Annotated in this window: 26 protein-coding genes and 5 pseudogenes; 25 read left to right on the top strand and 6 right to left on the bottom strand. The window is 42.3% G+C overall.

From position 1 onward, the window contains the following. Nucleotides 1–933: 933 nt before the first annotated feature. The gene (locus ABES02_RS01355) at nucleotides 934–1833 is read right to left on the bottom strand and encodes a VanW family protein (RefSeq protein ID WP_218349903.1); all 900 of its coding nucleotides are present in this window, start codon (nucleotides 1831–1833) and stop codon (nucleotides 934–936) included. A gap of 92 nt (nucleotides 1834–1925) precedes the next feature. Here ABES02_RS01355 and ABES02_RS01350 point away from each other — a divergent pair. Both ABES02_RS01350 and ABES02_RS01345 read left to right on the top strand, forming a co-directional pair. Continuing rightward, nucleotides 1926–2267, top strand: a pseudogene (locus ABES02_RS01350) (Tn3 family transposase); the annotation flags it as partial. Further along, nucleotides 2233–2616 (top strand): SIS domain-containing protein, encoded by a 384-nt coding sequence (locus tag ABES02_RS01345; RefSeq protein ID WP_430129763.1) that lies wholly within the window; start codon nucleotides 2233–2235, stop codon nucleotides 2614–2616. The pseudogene ABES02_RS01350 and the gene ABES02_RS01345, both read left to right, overlap by 35 nt. A 162-nt stretch (nucleotides 2617–2778) precedes the next feature. On the opposite strand, the gene ABES02_RS01340 is transcribed toward ABES02_RS01345, so the two are convergent. After that, nucleotides 2779–2979 carry a hypothetical protein gene (locus ABES02_RS01340; RefSeq protein WP_430129760.1) on the bottom strand — a complete coding sequence of 67 codons (201 nt, stop codon included), beginning with the start codon at nucleotides 2977–2979 and terminating at the stop codon, nucleotides 2779–2781. 293 nt (nucleotides 2980–3272) lie between these two features. On the opposite strand from ABES02_RS01340, the gene ABES02_RS01335 reads away from it, so the two are divergent. The 8 genes from ABES02_RS01335 to ABES02_RS01300 all read left to right on the top strand — a co-directional run bounded on the left by ABES02_RS01335 (nucleotide 3273) and on the right by ABES02_RS01300 (nucleotide 11378). Beyond that, a complete protein-coding gene (locus tag ABES02_RS01335) occupies nucleotides 3273–4112 on the top strand; it encodes an MBL fold metallo-hydrolase (RefSeq protein ID WP_218349901.1) in 840 nt (279 codons plus the stop codon). Between the two features lie 541 nt (nucleotides 4113–4653). Continuing rightward, nucleotides 4654–5370: a flavin reductase family protein gene (locus tag ABES02_RS01330; protein ID WP_218349900.1), complete on the top strand. Its 717-nt coding sequence runs from the start codon at nucleotides 4654–4656 to the stop codon at nucleotides 5368–5370. A 455-nt stretch (nucleotides 5371–5825) separates the two neighbouring features. Then, a complete protein-coding gene (locus ABES02_RS01325) occupies nucleotides 5826–6608 on the top strand; it encodes an alpha/beta fold hydrolase (RefSeq protein WP_430129758.1) in 783 nt (260 codons plus the stop codon). Between the two features lie 5 nt (nucleotides 6609–6613). After that, nucleotides 6614–7033, top strand: coding sequence for a hypothetical protein (locus ABES02_RS01320; protein WP_218349898.1), 420 nt, complete (start codon nucleotides 6614–6616; stop codon nucleotides 7031–7033). Nucleotides 7034–7037: 4 nt separating this feature from the next. Further along, complete coding sequence (locus tag ABES02_RS01315) at nucleotides 7038–7826, top strand: enoyl-CoA hydratase/isomerase family protein (RefSeq protein WP_218349897.1); 789 nt, start codon at nucleotides 7038–7040, stop codon at nucleotides 7824–7826. Between the two features lie 213 nt (nucleotides 7827–8039). After that, nucleotides 8040–8954: an alpha/beta hydrolase gene (locus ABES02_RS01310; RefSeq protein ID WP_218349896.1), complete on the top strand. Its 915-nt coding sequence runs from the start codon at nucleotides 8040–8042 to the stop codon at nucleotides 8952–8954. 86 nt (nucleotides 8955–9040) lie between these two features. Next, complete coding sequence (locus tag ABES02_RS01305) at nucleotides 9041–10219, top strand: NAD(P)-dependent malic enzyme (protein ID WP_430129754.1); 1179 nt, start codon at nucleotides 9041–9043, stop codon at nucleotides 10217–10219. A gap of 439 nt (nucleotides 10220–10658) precedes the next feature. Next, complete coding sequence (locus tag ABES02_RS01300; protein WP_430129751.1) at nucleotides 10659–11378, top strand: hypothetical protein; 720 nt, start codon at nucleotides 10659–10661, stop codon at nucleotides 11376–11378. Between the two features lie 254 nt (nucleotides 11379–11632). Here the strand turns inward: ABES02_RS01300 and ABES02_RS01295 are convergent, their stop codons facing one another. Then, the gene (locus ABES02_RS01295; RefSeq protein WP_430129748.1) at nucleotides 11633–11929 is read right to left on the bottom strand and encodes a spore germination protein; all 297 of its coding nucleotides are present in this window, start codon (nucleotides 11927–11929) and stop codon (nucleotides 11633–11635) included. Between the two features lie 66 nt (nucleotides 11930–11995). Here ABES02_RS01295 and ABES02_RS01290 point away from each other — a divergent pair, with 66 nt between their 5' ends. The 4 genes from ABES02_RS01290 to ABES02_RS01275 all read left to right on the top strand — a co-directional run bounded on the left by ABES02_RS01290 (nucleotide 11996) and on the right by ABES02_RS01275 (nucleotide 13460). Next, entirely contained in the window at nucleotides 11996–12268 is a 273-nt protein-coding gene (locus ABES02_RS01290; RefSeq protein WP_430129745.1) for a hypothetical protein, read from the top strand. A gap of 62 nt (nucleotides 12269–12330) precedes the next feature. Next, nucleotides 12331–12765, top strand: coding sequence for a MarR family winged helix-turn-helix transcriptional regulator (locus ABES02_RS01285; RefSeq protein ID WP_430129742.1), 435 nt, complete (start codon nucleotides 12331–12333; stop codon nucleotides 12763–12765). Between the two features lie 261 nt (nucleotides 12766–13026). Next, nucleotides 13027–13248 carry a transposase zinc-binding domain-containing protein gene (locus tag ABES02_RS01280; RefSeq protein WP_218349890.1) on the top strand — a complete coding sequence of 74 codons (222 nt, stop codon included), beginning with the start codon at nucleotides 13027–13029 and terminating at the stop codon, nucleotides 13246–13248. A gap of 26 nt (nucleotides 13249–13274) precedes the next feature. After that, nucleotides 13275–13460: a hypothetical protein gene (locus tag ABES02_RS01275; protein ID WP_430129739.1), complete on the top strand. Its 186-nt coding sequence runs from the start codon at nucleotides 13275–13277 to the stop codon at nucleotides 13458–13460. 174 nt (nucleotides 13461–13634) lie between these two features. Here ABES02_RS01275 and ABES02_RS01270 read toward each other — a convergent pair whose 3' ends face one another. Both ABES02_RS01270 and ABES02_RS01265 read right to left on the bottom strand, forming a co-directional pair. Then, nucleotides 13635–14057 (bottom strand): Ger(x)C family spore germination C-terminal domain-containing protein, encoded by a 423-nt coding sequence (locus tag ABES02_RS01270; RefSeq protein ID WP_218349888.1) that lies wholly within the window; start codon nucleotides 14055–14057, stop codon nucleotides 13635–13637. Nucleotides 14058–14257: 200 nt separating this feature from the next. Next, nucleotides 14258–14521: a hypothetical protein gene (locus ABES02_RS01265; RefSeq protein WP_218349887.1), complete on the bottom strand. Its 264-nt coding sequence runs from the start codon at nucleotides 14519–14521 to the stop codon at nucleotides 14258–14260. 500 nt (nucleotides 14522–15021) lie between these two features. Between ABES02_RS01265 and ABES02_RS01260 the strand changes: the two genes are divergently transcribed. Continuing rightward, nucleotides 15022–15930 (top strand): R2-like ligand-binding oxidase, encoded by a 909-nt coding sequence (locus ABES02_RS01260; protein WP_218349886.1) that lies wholly within the window; start codon nucleotides 15022–15024, stop codon nucleotides 15928–15930. A gap of 353 nt (nucleotides 15931–16283) precedes the next feature. Here the strand turns inward: ABES02_RS01260 and ABES02_RS01255 are convergent. Continuing rightward, nucleotides 16284–17224: pseudogene (locus tag ABES02_RS01255) on the bottom strand (IS3 family transposase); the annotation flags it as partial. Here ABES02_RS01255 and ABES02_RS01250 point away from each other — a divergent pair. From ABES02_RS01250 to ABES02_RS01205, 10 genes and pseudogenes are all read left to right on the top strand, one after another. Next, complete coding sequence (locus ABES02_RS01250) at nucleotides 17202–17345, top strand: RNA-binding protein (RefSeq protein WP_218349979.1); 144 nt, start codon at nucleotides 17202–17204, stop codon at nucleotides 17343–17345. The pseudogene ABES02_RS01255 and the gene ABES02_RS01250 sit on opposite strands and share 23 nt — an antisense overlap. A 75-nt stretch (nucleotides 17346–17420) precedes the next feature. Beyond that, entirely contained in the window at nucleotides 17421–19052 is a 1632-nt protein-coding gene (pruA, locus tag ABES02_RS01245; RefSeq protein ID WP_218349885.1) for an L-glutamate gamma-semialdehyde dehydrogenase, read from the top strand. Between the two features lie 651 nt (nucleotides 19053–19703). Next, nucleotides 19704–20183, top strand: coding sequence for a hypothetical protein (locus tag ABES02_RS01240; RefSeq protein ID WP_430129735.1), 480 nt, complete (start codon nucleotides 19704–19706; stop codon nucleotides 20181–20183). Nucleotides 20184–20259: 76 nt separating this feature from the next. Further along, nucleotides 20260–20747: pseudogene (locus ABES02_RS01235) on the top strand (tyrosine-type recombinase/integrase); the annotation flags it as partial. A 354-nt stretch (nucleotides 20748–21101) separates the two neighbouring features. Continuing rightward, a pseudogene (locus ABES02_RS01230) lies at nucleotides 21102–21481 on the top strand (acetyl-CoA C-acyltransferase); the annotation flags it as partial. Nucleotides 21482–21942: 461 nt separating this feature from the next. Then, nucleotides 21943–23412 (top strand): MFS transporter, encoded by a 1470-nt coding sequence (locus ABES02_RS01225; protein ID WP_430129733.1) that lies wholly within the window; start codon nucleotides 21943–21945, stop codon nucleotides 23410–23412. A gap of 89 nt (nucleotides 23413–23501) precedes the next feature. Then, nucleotides 23502–24050: an NAD(P)H-dependent oxidoreductase gene (locus ABES02_RS01220; RefSeq protein WP_430129730.1), complete on the top strand. Its 549-nt coding sequence runs from the start codon at nucleotides 23502–23504 to the stop codon at nucleotides 24048–24050. A gap of 42 nt (nucleotides 24051–24092) precedes the next feature. Continuing rightward, on the top strand, nucleotides 24093–24515 hold the full coding sequence (locus ABES02_RS01215; RefSeq protein ID WP_430129727.1) for a universal stress protein: 423 nt from the start codon (nucleotides 24093–24095) through the stop codon (nucleotides 24513–24515). A 65-nt stretch (nucleotides 24516–24580) separates the two neighbouring features. Beyond that, nucleotides 24581–25303 (top strand): hypothetical protein, encoded by a 723-nt coding sequence (locus tag ABES02_RS01210; RefSeq protein ID WP_430129724.1) that lies wholly within the window; start codon nucleotides 24581–24583, stop codon nucleotides 25301–25303. Further along, nucleotides 25272–25479 (top strand): annotated as a pseudogene (locus ABES02_RS01205) (hypothetical protein); the annotation flags it as partial. The gene ABES02_RS01210 and the pseudogene ABES02_RS01205, both read left to right, overlap by 32 nt.

The raw sequence follows: 25479 nt of genomic DNA, 5'->3' as shown, positions 1-25479 counted from the left end.
CGCCCTGAAGGGTTCTCTCTTAGTCGAATAGCACTGGAATTAGTAAGAATGATAGTGTTATAAGCTCGGTGAAAAGGCGTGAGAAATTACCGTACCAGTTCGGCTGACGAAAGCCTACTCGATGGAGTGGTGTAATTCATGGTGCTTGAGTTGAATGAATATGGTGAGAATGCGAATAAACCTACAATAAAAGGTTAAGCTGACGAACTTCTGAATGTACGGGTCTACAAGCACAATACATAGAAATGTGTATATCACCACAGCGTGAGGTTAGCAGTGGATGAGTAAAAATAACTCATATGAAAGTCCATGATATGTTACAGGCATATGAACGGCTAACAGGATTAAAGGAAGCACCTAAGTTCATTCTATAATAGATATAATTCAACATTGTAAGTTGATAACGTGGAGGGCTTACTCCCGACGAAGCGTTGAAAAGAAAAGCGATAATGATAATAGTTGCCGTATAACTTTTCTTTATATCAGTGAAAGTAGTGGCACAGTACCGATGAAATGTCTAAACAACATGGAGGGATAGCCACAAGACTATTGAAGATTCCTTTAATCATGCAAGGCAAGGCAATTCTTTATCGGTTAATAAGGTTCTCGTATGACTAAAAGAGGTTCACCTCCCGCGGGAGGCACCGACTTATTGAAACGGAAGAAATGAAACACATTAAGTATCACAATACTGAACAGTTATGGTTAAAGTGGATTGGTATAGTTGGAACGCCGTATGCGGTGAAAGCCGCTTGTACGGTGTGGACGGGGGGAAAAGGGGAGCGATAACTTCAAACCCTTACCTATCTGTATCAAGAAGGGTAGGTTGCTGCGGCAAATCCTTTTTTTCTTGTTGTACTTTAGGGGCGGGTTAACGAAAATTGAAAATGCCCATCCTTTCATGATGGAAAAGAAAATCCCCAAAGTATATATTTACTTTTGGGGATGTTTTTCAAAAGGAAGATATGGAACTTTCTTAGGTGTATAGGTAATTACATCAGAAGAATAGATTTCAATCTTTAATTTGTTTTCTATCGATTTTGCAATAATGAGTATAGGTTGATTGTATTCATTTTTAAATATTAAGTCAGGTCCATTCCAACTAACAGTGGCATCCCGCTTTGGCGGAACGTATGAAACCACTTTACTGTGTGAGCTACGCTGAACAACATTTAAACCAGCATTATCAACTGCATTAAAAAGGGTAGATGATACTTGACAAATTCCACCACCATAGTCTTCTGAAAGTTCCCCTTTAACGATTACAGTAGCAGGCATATATCCTTTTCCTGCTGTTCTTTCTCCAACCACTTTATTAAAGGAAAATATTTCACCTGGAAAAAGAACATAATTATTAATGGCTTTTGCAGCAAGATAAATGTTATTGTTTCTTTCTTTGTTATTGGAATTGAAGAATGTTATATATTCCCCAATTTTTTCGCTTTTAATATTTCCAAGTAATTCACTGTCGATCCTGGGATAAATAGCTAGTAAGGGGACTTCTAATTCATATGAACCATTATTAAAATAATAAGAAAAAATATTTTCTGCGAAAACTTGGCGGTTTAAACAGTAACCGACTTGTTCTGGTATAATAAGACCGTTTTTATCTATAATTGCATTTTTAGGATTTTGGGTAACATGCTGGTCTATTCGGTCCATAAATTTTTTTAGCTTTTTTTGATCTATAATGGGTAATACAGGCAAGTGCATCGAAAAGTTAGTACGGTTGACAACTGAAATAGTATGACTGTTGTTAGTAATCACTAAACTTCCTGGCATATTCACTTGTTGAGATAAAATTATTAGCCCAAGGATCCAACTTAAATTCATATGCTTAAAACCTCCCTAATCTAATTATTGAGATTAAAGCTCCATTTTATGTAATTGCAGCTGTACTTTTATTACGCTTATTTCTGGAAAGTTTCATCCCCTGCGGGGTATGGGAAGCCGTTTATATCCTTGATGGTTTGCTGAAAAACGAGTCGGAGATGCAACCAGACACTATTCATGCCGACACACAAGGCCAATCTACGCCTGTATTTGGCTTATCTCATCTGCTGGGTATTAAACTGATGCCTAGAATTCGGAATTTCAAACAGCTCACTTTCTTTCGACCTAGCCCTGATATGAAATATAAGCACATCGATTCTCTTTTTAGTGATACGATCGACTGGGATTTAATCGAATTACATTGGAAGGATTTTTTACGAGTGGTTTTGTCTATTAAGCATGGGAAAATCTTTTCTGCTATGTTACTTCGGAGAAACCATTACACCATCGATTGAACAAGGGGACCTTTTGGTGGCGGTTTCCGGTTCTGGAACAACGAAAAGTGTGGTTTGGACAGCTGAAAAAACACATTCACTGGGTTGCCCTGTGATTGCGGTAACCACAAATCCTGAGTCAGCCTTGGCTGCGACCGCCAATCCTATCTTACATGTACCAGCTGCAACCAAGTATCGGCGTGAAAATGAATTGAAAACCATACAGCCGCTTGGCTCGCTGTTTGACCAAAGTGTTCATATTTTATTTGACGTCATCTGCCTGGAGTATGGCAAATTGAATGAAGTAGACCATTCGCAAGCGTTTGGCCGGCATAGTAATCTAGAGTAATCACAAAAACCTTTATAGGCGCGTCCAGAGCGACCAAGCGGTCAAGGACGCGGCGGGCAACGCTAACGCCGAGCTTTAGAGATTAATTGCAATTATCCTCGGAGTTTTTGCACCAGAACCGGAAAACAGCTATTTAATTAATGTTAAGACTTATGTGTTGGATTAGAGCAGCAACCCTGTGATCAAGTCCTTATGTTTCGATGCTTTGGCTATCACCTCCGAGCCATAGGTGCTTACGTGTCCGTGGGAAGCATAGCCAAGCTTCATCGCAATTTGGACAACTTGCTTAAACAGGCCCGGCAGTAATTCCAGATGATCTTTACGGAAGTTACTGATCGTACGAAAATCCGGCTTGTGACCCAAGTTTTTCTCCTACTTGAAATTAGTGGCATATGAGACTATAATAAAATTGCATACGCTTTCAGTTTATTAGTCGATGCCCCGTATGCTGCAAAGGAAGAATCACACTAACTAATAAGGGAGGTTTAGATACTATCAAATTAAAGTTAGAAATGCACTAAAAAGAAAGTCATCATATTCTATATGAGATTACTCCTTTTTTCCTTCACTGACTGCTACTATTTATTGGGAGCGGATGGGTGTTCAGACTTTCATGGGGTTGCCTATAATAAAAATAAAATTTAAGGATGGTTAGAATGTCAAACTTACAATTCGCTGAATTATGCATAAAACGTGCAGGTGTCACAAGAAACCTACCAAAAGGAAAAGAAGAACTTCAATGGGTTTCCAATACAGCCACTCTCATTTATGGAGAAAAAGACGCGGTGCTGGTGGATACTTTTACCACTACTGAACAAAACCAAAAATTGGTTGATTGGATAAAGTCTTATGATCGTAACCTTAAATACATTTATATCACGCACGGACACGGGGATCATTTCTTTGGAATCAAGCAATTAAAAGAGGAATTTCCACATGTTAAAGCAATAGCAACGAAAGGATCTGTTGAGAAAAGTTATGAACAAGGATCTCCACAATATATTGAAAGTTTTTGGGGTAAATTATTCCCTAATCAAATTCCTCAACCCCAAGTTTTTCCCGATGTGATCGATTCAAATTCTTTTGAACTTGAAGAACATGGGTTGGAAATCATTGAAGCTGGATTTACGGATACGGCAAATACAACATCATTATGGATTTCGGATATTGAATTACTAGTGGCTGGTGATGCTGCTTACAACGGAATCCATCAATATCTAACTGAAACAACAGAGAGTTCTCGACTTGAATGGATCCAAGCGATCGATCGCTTGAAAGAACTAAATCCCAAATTTGTTATTGCGGGTCACAAAGTCCCCGAAAATGATAATAACCCCAAAATATTGGATGAAACTAAACAATATCTGTTAGACTTTATTCGTTTGGATAAAGAAACAGACAACGTTTTAGATTTATACAATGCAATGCTTAATCTTTATCCAAATCGAGTAAACCCTGGTTCGCTTTGGGGTTCAGCAAATGCTGCCAAAGCATAATTAAAAGGGATCTTCGTTTGCACAATGGCGGTCATAAAAAGATGAAACTTAGGATGCTTTAGCTTTAGTTTCCGCTGTGGACGATGCACATCCATTTGCTTGCATAGACGGTAGACTTTCTTCTTGTTGATCTTTAATTGATGGCGTCTTTTAAGAAGCACTGTTAGCGCAAGACATCTTGAAATTCAAGGCTTGGGATATTGGAGCTTTGTGCAGGCGCGTCGCGCCGAAGGAAATTGGTTCCTCCCACTTGAAAATAGGGGCATATAAGACTATAATGGTATTATGTCAAACTTGGAAGTGATTTAACGTGAATAGAGGGCGCCGGAGCTATCGCATTTTAGTCGTCCGGAAGCACGGTGTTACCAAGAACACCTTGCGATAACGGTGCGATACGGAGACATGCTATTCACCATTGAGCGAACAAGGGTGGCATTGTTTTTTTGAAGTTTTGCAAACGCTTTCGAAATGCAGTCGATGCATTGCATTTCTGTGCGGCTGAGGATCAGCCCACACCCAAACTTAAATCGGAGGTAGTCTTATGATTCTAAATGCAGACGAGCTTGACGCAGCCCGCAATTACAAACTCTTGAACGCGACGGTTGTCCCGAGGCCGATTGGCTGGATCAGCACGCTTTCCGCGGACGGCATCGCCAATATTGCACCGATCTCCTTCTTCACGGTCGTCGGTCGAAAGCCCCCGATGCTGTCGATTACCATTCAACACCGTTCGGACGGCACGCTGAAGGATACATACGTGAACATCCGCGATACGGGGGAATTCGTCTTCAATCTTGTCACGATGCCCCTCGCTGACAAGATGCACAGATCGGCGTTTGAGCACGCGTCGGAGGTCGACGAGTTCGAAGCCGTTGGGCTTGAAAAAGCACCCAGCGTCGTCGTGAAACCACCGCGAGTCGCGCTCACGCCCGTATCCATGGAATGCAAGCTCGAACGAGTGTTTACGGTTGGCGAATTCGAGGATCATGTCATTTGGGGCCGTGTCGTCCGCTATCATATCCGTGATGACGTTTACGACCATGAGAAAGGCCATGTGGATACGGCAGCTCTTGCGCCAGTAGGTCGCCTCGCCGCTGAATACACCCTCGTTGAAAATGTGTTCATGACGCCATTGGATCCTGAAGTTCTTAAGAGTCGCGAGGGCTCGCGTATGCATCGCCTCGACGGCCGGCCCACCGATTGGGCGGCTATCAATCAGAAGAACTGGTCACCTTCCGGCAGCGTTATGGAGGAGTAGTTCCAGCGTTCTGCATAACCTGTATATGCTCCAAATTGCCCGGCGATAAACCTTGTCGATAAGCAGTAGAAGCTTCTTGTTTGTTCCGTCTGCCTGGATAGCTTTAAGCCCGAAAATCGGCGTACACAACTGATTGCACTCATGACGAGCCTCTCATTCGGGAACATCCGTGCACCAAAGAGCCGAACGAATGAAAAGCAAGGTTTGAAGGACAAAAGGGGCACAAAACAAAGAAACGCAGCGTTCCGATTCAAGAACTGTTAAAAGGCGAAAGCGGCCGGAATTTCCTGCAGGTTTTCGTGCTGATGACGGGAATCTGGACCGCGAATATGGGCATATAAGACTATAAGATGACTATGTTTATTCCTACGCAGTCAGATGGCTATGAACATGAGTCACGTGACGGACATGCTCCCGTTTTGCGATTATTATGCTCACACAGGAGGAAAGAAGACATGAACCGATTGAATTATCAGAAAGCAACCATTCCTTTTACGACGTCCGGCAACGGTTCTCGCGCCATTATTTTTGTGCATGGCTTTATGGACGCCAGCGCGGTTTGGAACGATGTCGTCGCCTTAATTGCGGAAAAAGATTTGCAAAAAGTCTACCTTGATTTACCTGGGATGGGGGCGCTAACGGCTGTAGAAGGAGAAATATCTCTTGATCGCTATGCCGCAGATGTTGCTTCCGTCATCGAAGAGATTGGCAAACCCTTTGTCATTGTGGGGCAAAGCATGGGAGCGCAAATCGCAGAGCTCGTCACTCGATTGCATCCGGAACTTGCTCGAGGATTGGTGCTGCTTACGCCTGTCCCGCTCGGAGGGGTCAAGGCTCCGGCTGAAGTGGTGGCTCCTTTAAAGCAGCTCGGCGAGCACCCCGAGATCGAGATGGCGGTGCGCAGGCAATTTTCTCCCGGGCTTACGGACGACAAATTGGACCTGCTTTGCGGGTTAAGCGTACATGTTAGACCGGACGTTGTCGCCGCTCTCGTCGATGCGTGGAACGAAGGTCATCCCGACGGCCATTCACCAAGTCAATTTACACGTCCGGCTCTGATTATGCGGGGGATGGATGACCCGTTCGTCACCCAAGAGATGGTTGCAGGCATCGTGTCGCGGTTTAGCCGCGTTACCGAGAAAGATATCGCCGGTGGTGGCCACTGGTCTCATGTGGAACATGCGGAAGCCGTTGCGCAACATTTAAACCAATATCTTCAAAAACTTGATTGGGAGTGATCGCTATGAACAAATCGATTAAGAATGACTGGGAAAACGCATTTGCCCAAAAGTCTGAAGCCGCATTCGGCGAAGCCTTCGCAGAAGATGTTGTGTTCGAGGCCGCAGTCTTGAACGCCTCGATCACCGGTCGGGAAAACGTTGGGAAGGTCTTGGGAGCAGCCAGCAAAATTTACGAAAGCTTGACGTTTACGAGGAGCGCGACTTCAGGTCTGCAGGAGTATAAAGAATGGGAAGCGCAAGCATTTGGCGGCGTTCTGCTCAAGGGCATCACCGTGCTTACTCGCAACGAAAATCAAGCTATCGCTCATATCGCGATTCATCATCGCCCACTGGGAGGCGCATTGAAGTTTTCTGCCGTGCTAAGAGATAGCCTTCACGGTGAGATCGATCCGTCGTACTTTTATTCCGAGAAAGGAGAATAACGGGATGGCACACCTAACTTATAAGATAGAGAATCAGATCGCTGTCATTACGCTGAACAATCCACCGCAGAACCGTCTTTCACCTCGAATGATAGAGGAATTCGACGAAGCTCTCGATACCATAGGAAACAGCGATGCGCGCGCCTTGCTTATACGTGCGGAAGGTCCGGATTTCAGCTTCGGAGGAGACATTGTACCTTGGCCGGACATGACGGCGCACGAGCTGCGCACCTTGCTGGAGCGGTATTTGGTGACCTTCAACCGGTTTGAGTCGCTGTCGATCCCGACTGTCGCTGCGGTACAAGGGCTATGTTTCGGCGGCGGACTCGAGCTCGCCGTTCGGGCGGATGTCATCTTTGCGGGAGAAACCGCACGCTTCGGCCACCCCGAGCAAACTCTTGGTATTATTACGGTACTTGGAGGTGTTTACCGTGTCGCGGAACGCGCGGGGAGACAGAAGGCTATCGAATGGGCGTTTACTTCCGAGCAGGTTCCTGCGAAGGTTATGGAGAATCACGGCGTGATAAACCGGGTTGTGACGGACGACAAATTGTTCGATGAGGCGATGAACTTTGTCGAGAAATTGGCCAAAGGCCCGACACGCGCCCACGGGGTACACAAAGCCTTATTGCGAATCTGGGCGAAAGGCGGCCTTTCCGCCGCGGATCAGGCAGTGCTGGAATTAGGGCTCCCATTGTTTGAAAGTGAGGATGTAAAACTTGCTTTATCAGTCTCGGTCGAAGCGTTTAAAGCAGGCAAACCGCGACCTGCATTTCCGTTTAAAGGCAAGTAAGAAGGAACGAAGTGCCAATTTCTCGATCAACCAATCCCACTAGAGCAAAAATCGCTTCGTCTTATTTTTAACCAAATTCAATTTTTTTATCTGTTTTTATAAGAGATTGCTGCGGGCAATATCCAGGGGACTTGCGAAAGCAAAAAATGCGATGCAGCAAGTTTCCTATTTGCCCGCGCCTCCGAATCAAACGTAAAAAGGAGCGGAAGTGCTATGAATAAACAATCGGCTTTTACAAGAGAAGATGTGGAAATTAATGCGGAAGGAACCGTCCTTAGAGGTTGGCTGTATTTGCCGCAAGCCGGCGAGAATAAGCAAAAACCGGCCATTGTGATGGCGCATGGATATGCGGGACTGAAGGAGATGTATTTGGAGCCGTACGCTGAGAAATTTGCCGCGAACGGATTTGCAGTCGTGCTGTTCGATCATCGGAATTTTGGAGACAGCGAAGGCACTCCAAGGCACGAAATCGATCCGTGGCAGCAAACCGAGGACTACCGGCATGTCATAACATACGCCAGCTCGCGTCCGGAAATCGATAGAGATTCCATCGGAATTTGGGGTACGAGCTACAGTGGGGGGCATGTTCTAGTAGTAGGTGCGACCGATAAACGAGTAAAATGCGTCGTATCTCAAGTGCCGACAATCAGCGGCTCGAAAATTGCTCTAAGAAGAGTGAACGGAGAGGCGCTCACAGAGTTGTTGTCCTCGTTTGCCGAAGATAGACTAAACAGGCAACGCGGCGAAAGTCCCGTTTATTATTCGGTCGTTACGGGCGGAGAATTTGAAAATAGCGTCTATAAATCGAAGGATGCGGTTGAATTCTATACGAAAGGCTCAGAGAAATTCATTAACAAAGTTACGTTGCGTTCAATTGAATTATCAAGAGGTTATGAGCCAGGAGCTTTTATTGCCAATATTAGTCCTACGCCGCTGTTAATGTTGGTTGCAAAAAACGATTTTATTACGCCTACCGATTTGTCGCTTGCTGCATATGAACAAGCACTGGAGCCTAAAAAACTGGTGCTGATACCGGGAGGACATTTTGACCCGTACACGCAATATTTCGATCTATCAAGCAGCGCAGCCCTGGAATGGTTCCAGACGCATTTGCTCAATCGGCAGTAAGGCTGCCGATTCCTCGCCTTTGACGTAAGGAAGCTCAAGGGTAAATTGACAAGATAAACATATTTGGATGAGGGTGGGAGGACAGTATGTCTTTACGAGAGGAAGCGTTGGAGCTGCATCGCCACTTCAAGGGCAAGCTTGGTGTTGTCTCCAAAGTCCCGGTTTTAAACGCCAAGGATTTAAGCCTCGCTTATTCCCCCGGCGTAGCCGAGCCGTGCAGAGAGATTTATAAAATGGAAGATAAGGTATACGAATATACCAATAAAGGTAATACGGTGGCGGTTGTTACCGACGGTACGGCAGTCCTGGGACTCGGAGCCATCGGTCCGCACGCTTCACTGCCGGTTATGGAAGGAAAAGCGGTTTTGTTCAAGCAGTTTGCCGGGATCGACGCATTTCCCATATGCTTAAATACTTCGGATGTCGACAAGATTGTGGAAACGGTCAAGTTGCTAGAGCCGTCCTTCGGCGGCATCAACCTCGAGGATATTGCGGCACCCTCCTGCTTTTTAATTGAAGAACGGCTTAAAAAGGAACTGAATATCCCTGTTTTTCACGACGACCAGCATGGTACTGCAATCGTCACACTAGCCGGCTTGATCAATGCAGCCAAAGTCGTAAATAAGAAACTGGAGGGGCTGCGGATAGTGATAAACGGCTCCGGTGCTGCTGGAATAGCCATTGCCAAGCTTCTTCTTCATGTAGGTGTGGATCAACTGATTGTTTGCGATACGAAAGGAACCATCTACGAGGGGCGGACGGAAGGCATGAACGCCATCAAAAGCGAGATCGCCTGCATGACGAACCGGGAATTGATGAGAGGCCCACTGGAGCAAGTTATAGTAGGTGCGGACGTGTTCATCGGCGTTTCGGTGGCGGGGGCGTTAACTGCGGACATGATACGCTCGATGGCAACGGATCCGATCATTTTTGCCATGGCTAATCCCGAACCGGAAATTTTACCGGAGACGGCGTACGAAGCGGGAGCCAAAGTCGTGGGTACCGGCCGCTCCGATTATCCGAATCAAATTAATAATGTGCTTGCTTTCCCCGGCATATTCCGCGGTGCATTGGACGCCAAAGCATCCGAGATCAACGAGGCGATGAAGATTGCCGCAGCGAGGGTGATTGCTGAATTAGTCGACCCCGTTGAATTGAACGCAAACTATGTGGTTCCGGTTCCGTTCGACCAGCGGGTCGCAGCCTGCGTGGCGGCGGCAGTTGCTGAAGCTGCCCAGAACACAGGCGTTGCTCGTGTGCCATAAACCGAGAACACTTATACCTTCTATAACCTCAATAATTGTAATAAAATAGACGTCCCTCGTTGGTCTTAACACTTTTAGAGTAGATAACCGAACATGTCATTAGATTAAAAATAAAGAATGCGAGTCCGGCGTCGATATTAGGGGGATTACGATTTTAACGCGCAATAAAGACAATGCTAATGTTCAAATCACAATTCATAAACGGCCGCTGGGAGGTGCGTTGCACTTTTCCAGTCTCCTTAAAGTAAGGCTTCAAGGCAAGATCGATTCGTCCTATTTTTATCCAAACTCGGATTATTAAAAGGAGCTAATTGAATCGAAACAATACAAAGCTGCTCCCGCGGGCATGAATATGCCCGCATCTCCTTCTCATAATAGGGAACGATACAACCTTATTTCTACCTGTGTTGATAAATTACGACCACTTAAGGAGGGGCATATGAACAACCTATTAGCAAAAGTCATAGACGCGAACGGCGGAATTGACCGTTGGAAAAAATTTAGTTCACTGACTGCCACGATCGTCACCGGTGGCGGATTATGGGCAATGAAAGGACTCGTACAAGATCCCAATCCTCGTGAGATGACAGTCGCGCTCCATTCGGTATTCGCTTCTGTTACTCCTTATGGTCAACCGGATTGGCGTACTGACTTTACGCCCGATCGTATTGCGATTGAGACCCTCTCTGGGGAAACCGTACGTGAGCGAGACGATCCCAGGACATCGTTTGCTAACCACACGATGAACACACCATGGGACCCGCTTCATCGAGCATATTTCAACGGGTACGCATTGTGGATGTACCTGACAACACCTTTTTTCATGGTCATGCCAGGATTCGAGGTCAGCGAAATCCCGCCCTGGCAAGAGGGCAACGAGCTCTGGCACGGTTTGCGTGTGCGCTTTCCCGAATACGTCGCCAGTCATAGCAAGGAGGAAGACTTCTACTTTGGCGATGACTTGCTGCTGCGCAGGCACGATTACCATGTCGATGTCTCAGGTGGCTTTCCAGCGGCTCACTATGTCTACGACTTCGTTGAGATCGAAGGGCTTCGTTTCCCGACAAAACGCCGCGCATATGTGCGTGGACCCAATCTCGAGCCAGTCAAGGATCTGCTGCTAGTCTCGATTGATTTCAGCAACTTCAGGTTCAGTTGAACTCCAAATTCAGGGTTCGATCCCCCTTGGTTCCACCAAATAACCTCAAATAAAGGCAGGTTGCTTTTTGGGGAGCCGACTAAGGGGGCAAACCCCAGCTTTTCGAAATTCGGGAATATCGGGGAGTCGTTACACCGGTTACACTCTTATGTATTCTAGGTTCGGCTTGGGGTTATACGAAATTCTGCAGAACTTCTCAATAAGCTTACTTATGTTTTTCCAATGATAGGTCTTACCACAATCTTCTTCCGCTATCACTTCTCGTGATTGACATTTTGTTTCGAACCTTTGGCTATCAGCGGTTTAAGTACATGGTCATCAAGTAGCTTCTCGTCAACTAAGCTTTCCAGGTAAACTACAAGCCATTGAATGTTTCCGGCCCGAGCAATTTTATGGTATACAATATCCGAACAGTTTTGGAATATGTTTTTTAATAATGCCTCATTATGTTCTAAGTCGGAGGATAGGTTGCCGTACCCGTTATCATCAAACTCATGTGTCGGATCTAGAATTACCGGTTTCTTGAACAGCCATTTCTTTAACCATTTCACAGTTAGGCCCTCCTGACAAAACTTACTCTACATGTATTTTACCAATTTTCGTAAAAGGTATTCGTTTTGCACACACTGCGCAGCACATACTGGTTCTATTTGGAAAGTTACCTTAAAGCCCATTTGAAAATTCCGGGGAAACCAGCTACAATCGTATTAATGATCATTAATTCAATTTTGATCATTACATGTATACTTGGCGGCATGATCAGCCAGAAAACTGGCAGAAGACCTTCTCTCATTGACATGGGAATAATCACAGCCGTTTTTGGAACAGGCCTCTATTTTTATTTGATCAGTGTGTTTAATAGTAATGAGAAAATAAATGATGCAGCGTAAAGCTTACGGGCAAAAATAAGTGTCCGGTAACCATCTGGCAGCGTTAGGGAGGATTAGATGTAATGGCCACAATCGATGATATCCCAGGACTTTGTAACTGTACGAAGTTAAGGCGCGCGGCGCGCCATATCACGCGCTTCTACGACGCCTGCTTGTCTGAGTCGGGGTTGCGCGTTACGCAGTACTCCATCTTGGGCCATCTCAACCACCGGGGTCCGAAGACGATGATGGAGCTCGCCGAACTTATGACTATGGACCGTGCCACAATCGGGCACAATCTTCGGCCGCTGGAGCGTGACGGCCTGATCACGATTCAAGTGAGTGAAGCCGATCGGCGAGCCAGAATCGTGTCGATCACCGACGAAGGGCTCAAGCGTATCGAGCTGGGAAGAGCGGGATGGGATCGCGCCCAGGTTGAATTCGAACACCAATTCGGCACGGAGTATGCAGCTTCCTTGCGGCAAATGATGGATGAGGTGGCGAGCCTTCAGCTATGACCTCGAATGAACCACCGATGGGTGTCAGGGAATCCTGATGGTAGTATGGGAAATGTAGAGAGGTTAAGGGCGCTTGATAACTTATCAACTAGTAAGTTCAATGTGAAATTGGAAAACAGAAAAACACAAATTCTTGTCTGGATTTATTTTTCCGATTGTTGGCGTCGGCGTACTCACGCAATTTTTTAATTGTATAGGAATTTATGCGCGATGACGAACTGTGGATAAGCGGTGTAAAATGGAAAATGGAGGGAGAGCGGTATGGGAAGCCAGAAATCGGTTAAAAAGAAAGGGACAATTAAACAAATACTAAAGGATCACTTTCACGGTTTCTGGGAGATGCATGCCGAAGCCTTAAATGAATCAGTTCGGAAGAGCATTGAAGAAACAGTGCTGAAAGCAATAAAGTGCGGAAGCCGGGATCTGGGTTATGCACTATATGAATGCAAGGGATGTACGGAGGGTGTTCCAGAGCCTGTGTAAGTCTGTTTCACCTGCAAGAGCAGATTTTGTCACGGATGTGGAAAGAAGTATACGGAAAGGCGGCTAGTGGACCACCATCCTCAAAGGAATTATCTGTAGAAGAAAAGCTTAAAAAGGCTGAAGCCAGAATCAAATTTTTAGAGGCTGAGAATGACTTCTTAAAAAAGCTAGAGGAACTAGAGAGGCAGGCGTTGAAGAAAAAACGATTTTAACACCATTTATAAATTATTGATATTTTCGTGATTGGTTACCCATACACTAGGCACCTAAGTTAGACAATAACTTCCTTTATAAAGTTAACTTTTATTTCCCTGAATCTCTAATCTCAACCTCCACTTGGATGTTTCCAAGAGACTTGTTCGTAAGTGGAAATGCATTTTTCCGTGTCACTGCTTCCAGTCACCATAGAGACTACGAAACATTTTCTCTTCTAAGTGATACACGTCAACATTATTTTTCAGCCCTGTCGCAAACGTTGAGCGAATCTCATCCTCGATTTTTGCCGTAGCTTCTGCTTTAAGTTGTTTTGTTGTCATCTGAACATTCAACTGCGTCACAGTAGCATGAACTTTTATGTGAAGATTATATACAGGGTCTCCCTTTTCTCGTAACTCAGGTGTCACCTTGACATTTGGATTCTCATAGGGAAGAAGCGCTGTGATTTTTTGGGGGTTATCATACAAAGCCAGTGGAGTACGAACTGTATGCTCCTCCATCCATCTTATTCTGTGTAAATCATCCATAGAAATCCTGCGCGACTGTTGCTTCCGATGTAAAAAAGTCGCTCCGCTAACCTTCAGCTCAGGCATTTTCTTCAGGTCTTTTTCCAGTTGTTCTTATCAATTGAAAGCGTCGGTAGAATAATTGTGGTACTCGGTTCTGAATATAGTGCCGCTAACTCGACCAACTTCACCGGACGGATAAAGGAATGCTGCCTGTAATTACTTTGTGGAAAGTTCAGTTTCGTCATAAGGGGTGACATAGGAAACATCGGCGTGATAGAGAAAAGTTAATCCATCGGTTCAGTTGTTGTATATATCCAAGGAGTAAGCCGAGCTTCAGAAAAACGTTCAAAAGTATCCATTATTTGATTTAAATTCTTTTGTAGTGCTTTCTGCGAGAACACCACTGCCGATATTTGCCCGAAATGCGTCTTTTGCTGCGTGCTATTGTACAAATTATTCCACGCTAAAGCAAATGTAGAGCCTTTTGCTTTACCCACCCATATGTTGGGGGAATCTGTTGCTTTACTTCCACCTTCCGTTTTACCCACAGTTGAAAAATCCACCATCTGTACGTAAATGACATACTGATTTTTTATGTAATCAATGCCGATTGTCGAGACGTACGACATCTACTCGTTAATTTCAATTGTTATATGCTATAAAAAGATTTATAGTGGAATAATTGTTTTTTAACTTTAAATTCTAGAATGATTACTTATTTCATTATCAGTTCAGCAAGCTCTTGGAACACCGTATAAGGTGAAAGTCACACTTACGATGTGAACAGGGTGGGAGCGATAACTTCAAATCCTTACGAATCTGTATGGAAAAAGAAGTAGGATTTTTACGAAAATTTTTAAAAATATAATTGTTGAAAATGTTATAAAGATATATTAAAATTATTTTAGAATGAATGGTAATTCATTTTATCTAATTAGTTATTCATTCATTGTTTTAGTGTAATAGACACTTGAAATATGAATGATGAAGTTAATAAAGGTAAAAATGAATGATTGTTCATTCATTTAATTCATTGGGGGAATCTATTATGCGTAATAAAGTACAATCAGTTAGTAAAAGTCGTCTTAATACTGAGCTATTTCCATATAAGCTCTATGTAAAAGCAAAAAAATTTGGTATTTGGAATCCAGAAGATATTGATTTCAGTCAAGATAGGCTTGATTGGGAAACTTTGACAGAAGCTGAGAAAAAGAATATTATAATACAAATTGCACAATTTGCCGGTGGAGAAGAAGCCGTTACGATTGACCTACTCCCGTTAGTTATGACGATTGCAAAAGAAGGACGCTTAGAAGAGGAGATGTATTTAACTACATTTTTATTTGAAGAAGCTAAGCATTTAGAATTTTTCACACGCTTCCTGGAAGAAGTTGTTGGTTCGAAAGAAGATTTATCACGGTATCATAATGAGGCTTATAAGAAAATATTTTATGAAGAACTACCAGCAGCAATGGAAAGGCTAGTACATGATCAGTCACCTGAAGCACAAGCAATAGCATCAACAACCTACAATATGGTTGTGGAAGGTATAATGGCTGAAACAGGATACCATGCTTTTTATTCGGGTGTCGGGAAATTGGGAAAATTACCTGGGTTGTTAGAAGGTATCAGTCTTTTAAAAATGGATGAATCACGTCACATTAGTTATGGTACATATTTACTGCAGCGATTAATTAAAGAACAAGGTGACCACATTTATAATGTAATAACTAACAGAATAAATGAACTGATGCCATTGTGCATAGGGTCAATTACAAATGGTAAAAACCCAGACGAACACATTCAAAGTGGTGTTAAAACTTTTGGAATTGATAATAATGACATGTTGGAGTTTGCGAAAAAACAGATGAATGTACGCCTTGATATTCTTAAACGTGCTCGTGAAAACAATTTAGAAGAAGTATTGAATATAGAAGAAGAGCCTGTTTTACAATAAATGAAAAAATAGATTGTTAAAAGAAACTATTTCGAGAATTAATAAAGATTTTGTCTTTTTGGTAAGAAGTCGAAAAATGTTGTTTTAAACTAACTCAAACAGAAGAAGCAGAATAGGGGACCATCCCACAACAGCCGTTGCCTGGGCAGTCAACAACCTGGTTTAAAACGGCCAAGGCCTCAAAAAAGGTGATTTCGTCCTAAACGGACCTATCACCTAATCCATTATTTTCAATCCGGCGACGCTATTATGGACCAATTTGCTGAACAATAAAGCTGTATCAAAAAAACAAGGAGAGCCGATATGTTTTACAAAAGTAAAGTGACCCCGAAAAGTTAGACACGGTTATTTCATTAGGCAGCTAGTTGGGCATGAGTTCGGTATTGTACTGGGCTCATGCCTTTTAATTTTGCCTTTATTCGTTTTTGATTATAGTAGTCAATATATTCCGCTAGTTCATTCTTAAAGTGTTCTACACTTTCAAATTCCTTTAGATAAAGAAGTTCAGATTTCAAGATCCCAAAGAAATTTTCCATAACGGCGTTATCGTAACAGTTCCCTTTACGTGACATGCTTTGCGTTATTTTACGTTCACTAAGGGCATTTCGGTATTGTTTCATTTGGTAATGCCAACCTTGATCTGAATGAATAAGGAGTTTGTCCTCATCTGTCAAACGTTCAAAAGCTTGATTTAACATCCTAGAAACGAGTGAGAAGGTTGGCCTAGAACCGATTGTATATGTAATGATTTCCCCATTAAATAAGTCTAAAATCGGCGATAAATATAGCTTTTCCCCAAATAAATTAAACTCTGTAATATCTGTAACCCATTTCTCATTTGGTTTATCAGCTTTGAAATTTCGATCTAAAATATTGGGTGCAATTTTACCAACTGTACCCTTGTAAGAGCGATATTTTTTCATACGGACAAGACATTTTAGCCCTAATTCTTTCATGATACGCTGTACTTTTTTGTGGTTTACCTTACGTCCACGATTTCTAAGTTCATCGCGAATACGACGGTAGCCAAAACGACCTTCATGTTCGTCATAAATGGTTTGGATCAATTCTTTTAACTCTGCGTCTGGATCAGGACGGCCTAAATTTCTCACCCAATAGTAATACGTACTACGTGGAATCTCTGCGAGCTGTATAAGTGCTATCACCGGAAATTTATGCCTTAATTCATAGATTACTTGCGCTTTGTCTTGTTTGGTGATTTTTCCTTGTTTTGAACTAAGGCATTCAACTTTTTTAAATAAGCATTTTCCATTCGTAAACGTTCATTTTCTGCCTATAATGCCTCTATTGATAAGCCCGGTGTTGGGGAGACAACCAGGGTATTACTGCGAAGGGTTCCTTATTGGCATAAGCCGAGCGATGTTTTTTTCGATGAATGGACGAGAGATATGTAAATACCTAGTATTCTATGTCGAAATACGTTATAATAGCTGATGCAAATAGATTTAAAACAGGGAGGAACATCAAGGATGAGTAACGGAATTTTCAAAATCCCGACACCTAAGAATGAGCCAGGCAATACGTATGCTCCAGGCACAAAAGAACGGGAAACATTAAAAGTAGAATTAAAACGCCAATCTGATATCGTTGTCGATATCCCTGTAATTATAAATGGAGAAAATATTAAGACAGATACAGTAAAGCAAGTGGTTATGCCGCATGATCATCAGCATGTGCTAGCAAACTATTCGCAAGCTGGGGAAAAAGAGTTGCGTGATGCTGTAGAAGCGGCAATGGCTGCGAAAGTATCATGGGAAAATACGCCATGGGAACATCGTGCAGCTATTTTCTTAAAAGCTGCTGATTTAATCTCTGGTCCATACCGTGCCGTAATAAATGCTGCTACGATGTTAGGACAGTCCAAAACAGCTATTCAAGCTGAAATTGATTCTGCACAAGAATTAGCAGATTTCTTACGTTTTGGCGTTGATTTTGCGAATCAAATCTATCAAATTCAGCCGGAAAGTATGAAGAATGTTTGGAATCGTTTAGATTACCGTGCATTAGATGGTTTTGTATTGGCCATTTCTCCATTTAACTTCACAGCAATTGGTGGGAACCTACCATCAGCTCCTGCTATGATGGGGAACGTAGTCGTTTGGAAACCAGCGACAACTTCTATTCTAGCAAACTACTACTTTATGCGTATTTTAGAAGAAGCAGGATTACCAAAAGGCGTAATCAACTTTGTTCCTTCTCGTGGTTCACAAGTATCTGAAGTAGTATTAACAGACTCTCGTATGGCTGGATTCCACTTTACTGGATCTACAAGCACGTTCCATACAATTTGGAAAACAGTAGGAGAAAACATTGCAAACTATAAATCTTATCCTCGTTTAGTTGGGGAAACAGGTGGTAAAGACTTTGTATTTGCTCACGAAAGTGCTCAAGCAGACAAAGTAGTAGCAAACCTTGTTCGTGGTGGATTTGAATACCAAGGTCAAAAATGTTCAGCAGCTTCTCGCGCTTACATTCCAGCTAGCATGTGGGAAGAAGTAAAAGCTGGTTTATTGGAAGAGACTGCGAAGCTTAAAGTAGGGGATGTCCGCGACTTTACAAACTTCATGGGTGCGGTAATTGATAAACCTGCTTTTGATTCGATTACAAGCTATATCGATTATGCTGCAGCTTCTGAAGAAGCAGAAATTATTGCTGGTGGTACTTATGATGATTCTGTTGGATATTTCGTTCAACCGACAATCATTGTAACATCAAATCCAAACTTCAAAACAATGGTAGAAGAAATTTTTGGACCAGTATTAACAATCTATGTATATGAAAATGATAAATTAGAAGAAACATTGGATGCTGCTGATACAGCTTCTATGTATGCTTTAACAGGTGCTATCTTTGCACAAGATCGTCAAGCAATTGTTCACATGGAACGCCGCTTATCTGGCGCTGCCGGAAACTTGTATATCAATGATAAACCAACTGCCGCGATGATTAATCAGCAACCATTTGGCGGTTCTCGTGGTTCTGGTACAAACGATAAAGCAGGTTCTGTATTTAACATGATTCGTTGGACAAGTCCTCGTGTTATCAAAGAAAATTTTGCTCCAACTACAGAAATTGCCTATCCATTTATGGATGCAGAATGAGTTGAAAATTAAAAGATGGTAGAAAAGCGCCTATATGGCGCTTTTTTGTCGTTGTTTTTATTTTTATCATGCTGCACCTCAGCACAGATAGACTTCTTATAGTCTCATTGTGCTGAGCTTAATCTTGAATCAAAATCGTTTGCAGTGCAGGCTCTCCGTGTAACATGCCGACAAAGCTCATCATGGACATTAAAGGAAATGAAAAAGCTGACGACCTATGCCAAATGTAACCTATTCTATTTTCTCCATTTCATCATAAAGCGAAAGAAAATGGCGTTATTTATATTGAGGAAATTTCACGAAAAGGAAACGATCAAACAATTGCAGGTGCAGCCATTTAGGTTGCGTTTTTTTTTATTTTTTTTCCTAAAAACCGAAACGGTTGCTCATTGGGGTCGGATAAAAAGGGTGTAGTGATAATCAAAGAAATATTCCATCAGAGAGATACTTTTCAGGTTTTTGGTCGGATTATTTCTTTAGAAAGGAAGGGGGTGAAGATTATTGGTAACAGCAACAACAATTAGGGTTGTACGAGCCTATCTTTGCCTATCACAGGGAGAATTAGCAAAAAGAATGGGTTTTTACACTTGATTTCCAAAAAAGAAGAATAGTTTTATACGTTATTCCTATAACCATGTAGACGGTAATGGTTTGAATAATACGGACGAAAATTTGAGCGTTTTAAATCGAAAAGAACATTCACTTGAGACTAAAAAGAAGCAGAGGAAGCCATTTATAGGTGACCCGAGTCTTGGAGTTGAACTGCATTTTTTAAGTGAAGCAGTTAATACTCCGAATGGGAAAAAACACTTTCGATTAAAAATTAATGGTATTCCGTTTAAAGCAATGTCTGATGACATGGAAGGGCATCTTCGAAAGTGGATTGCTGACGAGATTATGAACCGTAATGCATCCGATGAACAGATTTTTGCTTATTTGTTAAGTGCTGGATACCGTGACAGAGATTTTATAACGGATATTATAGGCGATATTCGGAAATACGTTAGAGTTCCTGATCCATCAGTTATTAAAAGAAAGAAATCAAAAAGCAAGAAAGTAAAGCAACATAAGAAAGAAAAAGTGGAGATGTATATACCTCTACAGCTAATAATTGACAGAGTAATCGAGTGAGTTTACGAGATTAATAGGGCGTTTATTTGTTTCATTTTTGAAATGAGCGGATGACCGCCCTTTTAATATGTCTATAAAGAGAGATCGAGCGATTATTTATTTGTTGACGTATGCTGGTTTGAGGGTGGATGAACTCTCCAATTTACTCTAGACATGGAGTTAAAGCGAATTCGAATTTTAGGGAAAGGGCGAAAACTGCGGACGGTGCCTAAGTCCAATACCTTGTGGCAGGAACTGTACGACTGGTTAATTTTTAGAGCAGAAATGTCAAACAAGAAAGAGCATGTAGAAGAGTCGAAATATGTGTTCTATAGCCAGCGGTCCCCACATTTTACTGTTCGAGGCATCCAGAATATGATTGAAAGTTACAGTTTGCCCCAGAAAAAGCTTACTCCACATATGTTCAGGCATACCTTTTGCAAATGGATGTTAAAATCAACCAATAATAACATTGAAAAAGTGAGAAGACTTGCCGGTCATAGTAACATTTCAACCACAGCACGATATATAAAAGATTCCTATAGTGACTTGGCTAATGCTGTTGAGGCAATGCCGAAATTTTAATTCTGTGTAGATGTTCTAAGTTAGTTAGGGAGTACGAAATTGTAACAATATATAATAGAAGAAATTCGTCAAAAAAAGCCTTTACTCATCTGGAGCAAAGGCTAATTATATTCCCTTATATGCAATAATTAACCTAATTAATACAAATGTACGTTTCAAAGAATACGAAGCAAATTGTATTTATTTATTGGGTATTGGGTGTGGGTCGGCGGAGCGTCGATCCCACAACTGGATAATCGAAAGGGCTTGTGTATAACACAGGACCTTATTTATGTGCCTCACCCCCCCCTTAAGAAAAAACATATTCCAAATCCAGAGACCTGCATGACCTTTGCACACACACATGTCACCTAATTGGGTCTTCAGCCATTAGTTACGATTAAAGAACTGCAAATGCCGTGGTAGACCCAAGCATTATGGGCGTTGGCCCAGTACCAGCAGTGAAAAAGGCATTGGAAAAAGCAGCAATTTCAATCGAAGATATTGATTTAATCGAAGCGAATGAAGCATTTGCTTCCCAAGCCCTTGCAGTAGGAAAAGAATTAGGCTTTAAAGATGAAATTTTAAATGTTAACGGAGGTGCAATTGCCCTTGGACACCCAATTGGTGCCAGCGGAGCCCGTATTCTTGTTACCTTGATCCATGAAATGAAACGCAGAAATGCCAAAACTGGTTTAGCCACACTTTGCATTGGCGGCGGTCAAGCTGTTGCTACAATAGTTGAATTAGCGTAATTTGCTCCTTTTAAAATTAAATGTGCGTATTTATTGAAACTTTATGGAATGATCTATAATGATTTGAGTGGAATATATGGAGCATTTGGTTACATGGGTGCATATCAACTCTTGACACTTACCTACTAGTAAGTTAAAATACAGTGGTGGAAATCGAAAAACACAAATTTTAGGCCTGGCACTAAAACTTATTCCGGAAAAAAGGTTATGTTATCCATGTATAACACTCCTTATTGATATCCATATTATACTCATATCAACCAACATGGCGTTTCTTGAATCCATGAGCGGGACCATGTATAAGAGGTACTTTGCAATATAAACGTATATTGGGAAAGAATGTATTCCCAAGTTCTGAATTAAATAAACAGTTTTTTTAAAAATTAAAAGGCGGTTTTTCTAGGAATATAACTTACCAATTAGTAAGTAAAATAAAATTGAGAAAGTAGGAATTTTCTAAAATGAAAAGAATGCTTTGGGTTTATCTTATAATGTCCTGCTGTGCAACATTTATTACACCGTTATTTCCTTTGTACAGTGAACATTATCAAATGAATAGTCTGCAAATTACGATTTTGTTTGCCGTTTATGCCGCTATCCTACTGCCGACCTTGTTAGTTGTAGGAGCTAAAGGGAGCGCCTGGGGATTGAAGAGGGTGCTTCGCAGCAGTATATGGATTTCTATTGCCTCTACGTTGCTCTTTCTAGGCAGTTTTGATGTTTGGATGCTCTATGCTGCAAGAATATTGGAAGGTATTGCATATGGCTCTTTTACAGGTACTGCCGCTGCATTTTTAATAAAACAAATCTCTCCTAATAAAGTAAGTACAGCTATCAAGTTATCAGGAGCAACGGTACTCATCGGATTTGGCCTAGGTCCAGCTATTGCTGGTTTAATTTTGCAATATTTACATCTGCAGCCGCTTAGAGTACCATACTGGTTTTTACTTGTAATGTTAATTACTTCTTTAGTAATTCTGGAAACTCTTCCTAAGCATGAGGATTCCCTCATGCAGAAACCGGCTAAGACTAAGATATCACTTGGAGTGCCTAATAGTATTCGTTCACATTTTTGGTCATTTGTTGCACTGCCGATCTTTACTGTTTTCACAATTCAAGGAATTGCGTTATCCCTAATACCTTCTTTCATCAGAAATGTCATTCACACTTCAAATCTTGCTTTTTCGGGGATTATAGTCTTGTTGCTTCTTGGAGGAGGGGCTTTGGCTCAGTTCGTTCCTTGGCCGAGACATCCAGTCTCACGGATGCGCTTTGGAATCTTACTACTTGCTATTGGATCATGGGGCATTGTATTTTCTGGTCTGACAGCGAATTTATTTTTGGTATGGGCCAGCATATTCATTCAAGCAATTGGCGGTGGGTGGACGTTTCAAGTTGCTTTAAGGTTTGCCAGCCAGTTGCCGAAACCGGAAGAACGTCCGCGAGTCATTTCGGCATTTTATTTATGCGCCTACTCCGGATTCATAATTCCTCCTATTGGAGTCGGAGTGCTGACTCAATTTTTTAGCTTGAATTTCTCATTGATTATTCTAAATTTGTTTGCTGCGCTAATCGTTATCTATGTATTGATTTATTCAGTCAGATTTAATCGTTATTATTCTAAAGTTACGGATGAGGAGAACCAGGCAAAAAATGAAAAAACGCTATCAAGTAAGGAAGCTGCTGCAAGTTTTGAAACAGTACCTGGTACTGAAACGTCTAACCAACGGACAACTTTAAGCTATGCTGAAAAGAATGCTGATTTTGATTTCCGCAAGGCTATCCAAGAAATCAAACGAGGGACTTTACATCCAAAAGCTTCGCTGGAACATGGGGACAGAATTATGAACGATAGGGAATTTCGTGAGGTTCTTAGAACGGTAATCAAAAATGGAAAAATCCCAGAGGCAGATGAGCCCATGGATGATTAAATTTATCGGGATGCTATTCGAAGGTTCCAGCACAATTCCTAAATGAATTACTAAAATCAATTACTCAATTTAACGGAGGAGATACAACAATGAAAATATCTGTAGTATTTGACAGTGATAACGGACATACCCAAGCATTAGCGGAGGCCATTTCCGAAGGGGCAAAAAGTGTCAACGGTGCGGAAGTATATATAAATCATGTCAATAATGCAAACGTAAAAGACCTTGAAGATATGGACGCCATTATTTGGGGATGCCCGGGACACTTTGGAACGATAAGTGCAGGTTTAAAAACCTGGATAGATAAATTAGGTTATCTGTGGGCCCACGGGAAATTAGTAGGGAAAATAGGCGCTGTATTTTGTACCACGGCTACCACTCATGGCGGAGTAGAAGCCACCATGTTAAACTTGATTACTCCGATGCTGCATCAAGGAATGATCATTGTCGGATTACCCGGAAACATTCCGGAAAATGCCACCTATGGCTCCTATTATGGGGTTGGAATTACATGTCCGGTTGATGAATCTGACAACATCCTTAATCAAAATGATCTTGCTTTAGGAAGGGCCCTTGGAAAACGTGTGGCCGAAACAACCAAAAAATTTGTTGGAAATTCTAAAGTTTCTTCACAATAATCACCGTCATGGGTTTTATTATAAAAAAAGGAGAGTGAGAACATGTATGAACGGTTTTTGGTTCCAGTTGACGGGTCCGAACACTCCAAACATGCATTGAAATCGGCTAATTGGTTGGCGCAAAACGTTGGGATAAATGCCCGTATAACGCTTCTTCATATCATTCCTAGTAACAATATCAATACAGTTGCTTACGGAGTGGATAGTGAACAATTGCAAGTAGAGGAAGTTAGGAGGATTTTAGAGGAATCCGCACAAGTCCTTTCAGGGTCTTCTATACAATATAATAGCGAATACCATATTGGAGATCCTGCAGAAATGATATGCAAGAAGGCAAAAGAAGGAGATTACGACCTGATCGTAATGGGCAGCAGGGGACTTAGCCTCTTTTCAGAGCTGCTCGTGGGAAGTGTAAGCCATAAAGTGGTCCAGCATGCGCATTGTGGTGTAATGATTGTAAAGTAAATATGAGGTGATTTATTAAAGCTCTTTTTCATTATCGAATCATCTTTCAACTTAAGGAGGAGAATATGAACAACCTACTGGCAAAAATTATTGACGCGCACGGCGGAATTGACCGATGGGAAAAATTTAGTTCACTGACTGCCACGGTCGTCACCGGTGGCGGTTTATGGGCAATGAAAGGGCTCGTACAAGATTCCAATCCTCGTGAGATGACAGTCGCGCTACATTCGGAAATCGCATCTGTTACTCCCTTTGGTCAACCGGATTGGCGTACTGCCTTTACGCCCGATCGTATCGCGATTGAGACCCTCTCTGGGGAAACCGTCCGCGAGAAATACGATCCTAGGACCTTGTTTGCTAACCATACGATGAACACACCGTGGGACCCGCTTCATCGAGCATATTTCAATGGGTACGCAATGTGGACATACCTGACAACGCCTTTTTTCATGGTCATGCCAGGATTCGAGGTCAGCGAAATCCCCCCATTGCAAGAGGGCAACGAGCTCTGGCACGGTTTGCGTGTGCGCTTTCCCGAACACGTCGCCAGTCATAGCAAGGAGCAAGACTTCTACTTTGGCGATGATTTACTACTACGCAGGCACGACTACCATGTCAATGTTTCAGGGGGCTTTCCAGCGGCGCAATATGTCTACGACTTCATTGAGATCGAAGGGCTTCGTTTCCCGACAAAACGCCGCGCATATCTTCGTGGACCCAATCTGGAGCCAGTTAAGGATCTGCTGCTAGTCTCGATTGATCTCAGCAACTTCCGGTTCAACCCGTGAAGCCATTGACGTCATCATTCCGGGAGCAAAAAGGGAAGAACAAGTCTTGCATAATCTGAAAACACTGGAAGTCCATTTAACGAATGAAGAAATTCAAGAAATTGACCGGATATTTCCTAAAAATTTAATGGCATTTGAAAGCACTCATCTGAGTGCTTTTTCTTGGTGTGCCAGGC

The organism is Neobacillus pocheonensis, from assembly GCF_050477905.1.
In the GTDB taxonomy this organism is placed as follows: domain Bacteria; phylum Bacillota; class Bacilli; order Bacillales; family Cytobacillaceae; genus Neobacillus; species Neobacillus pocheonensis_A.
Note: the sequence above shows the minus strand (reverse complement) of the source record. Positions and strands in the feature narration are given on the sequence as shown.

What these genes read in the sequence shown, in the direction of transcription:
- ABES02_RS01355 (WP_218349903.1), bottom strand. Translation starts at nt 1,833, where the DNA reads ATGAATTTAAGTTGGATCCTTGGGCTAATAATTTTATCTCAACAAGTG.
- ABES02_RS01345 (WP_430129763.1), top strand. Translation starts at nt 2,233, where the DNA reads ATGGGAAAATCTTTTCTGCTATGTTACTTCGGAGAAACCATTACACCA.
- ABES02_RS01335 (WP_218349901.1), top strand. Translation starts at nt 3,273, where the DNA reads ATGTCAAACTTACAATTCGCTGAATTATGCATAAAACGTGCAGGTGTC.
- ABES02_RS01330 (WP_218349900.1), top strand. Translation starts at nt 4,654, where the DNA reads ATGATTCTAAATGCAGACGAGCTTGACGCAGCCCGCAATTACAAACTC.
- ABES02_RS01325 (WP_430129758.1), top strand. Translation starts at nt 5,826, where the DNA reads ATGAACCGATTGAATTATCAGAAAGCAACCATTCCTTTTACGACGTCC.
- ABES02_RS01320 (WP_218349898.1), top strand. Translation starts at nt 6,614, where the DNA reads ATGAACAAATCGATTAAGAATGACTGGGAAAACGCATTTGCCCAAAAG.
- ABES02_RS01315 (WP_218349897.1), top strand. Translation starts at nt 7,038, where the DNA reads ATGGCACACCTAACTTATAAGATAGAGAATCAGATCGCTGTCATTACG.
- ABES02_RS01310 (WP_218349896.1), top strand. Translation starts at nt 8,040, where the DNA reads ATGAATAAACAATCGGCTTTTACAAGAGAAGATGTGGAAATTAATGCG.
- ABES02_RS01305 (WP_430129754.1), top strand. Translation starts at nt 9,041, where the DNA reads ATGTCTTTACGAGAGGAAGCGTTGGAGCTGCATCGCCACTTCAAGGGC.
- ABES02_RS01300 (WP_430129751.1), top strand. Translation starts at nt 10,659, where the DNA reads ATGAACAACCTATTAGCAAAAGTCATAGACGCGAACGGCGGAATTGAC.
- ABES02_RS01285 (WP_430129742.1), top strand. Translation starts at nt 12,331, where the DNA reads ATGGCCACAATCGATGATATCCCAGGACTTTGTAACTGTACGAAGTTA.
- ABES02_RS01280 (WP_218349890.1), top strand. Translation starts at nt 13,027, where the DNA reads ATGGGAAGCCAGAAATCGGTTAAAAAGAAAGGGACAATTAAACAAATA.
- ABES02_RS01270 (WP_218349888.1), bottom strand. Translation starts at nt 14,057, where the DNA reads ATGCCTGAGCTGAAGGTTAGCGGAGCGACTTTTTTACATCGGAAGCAA.
- ABES02_RS01260 (WP_218349886.1), top strand. Translation starts at nt 15,022, where the DNA reads ATGCGTAATAAAGTACAATCAGTTAGTAAAAGTCGTCTTAATACTGAG.
- pruA (WP_218349885.1), top strand. Translation starts at nt 17,421, where the DNA reads ATGAGTAACGGAATTTTCAAAATCCCGACACCTAAGAATGAGCCAGGC.
- ABES02_RS01225 (WP_430129733.1), top strand. Translation starts at nt 21,943, where the DNA reads ATGAAAAGAATGCTTTGGGTTTATCTTATAATGTCCTGCTGTGCAACA.
- ABES02_RS01220 (WP_430129730.1), top strand. Translation starts at nt 23,502, where the DNA reads ATGAAAATATCTGTAGTATTTGACAGTGATAACGGACATACCCAAGCA.
- ABES02_RS01215 (WP_430129727.1), top strand. Translation starts at nt 24,093, where the DNA reads ATGTATGAACGGTTTTTGGTTCCAGTTGACGGGTCCGAACACTCCAAA.
- ABES02_RS01210 (WP_430129724.1), top strand. Translation starts at nt 24,581, where the DNA reads ATGAACAACCTACTGGCAAAAATTATTGACGCGCACGGCGGAATTGAC.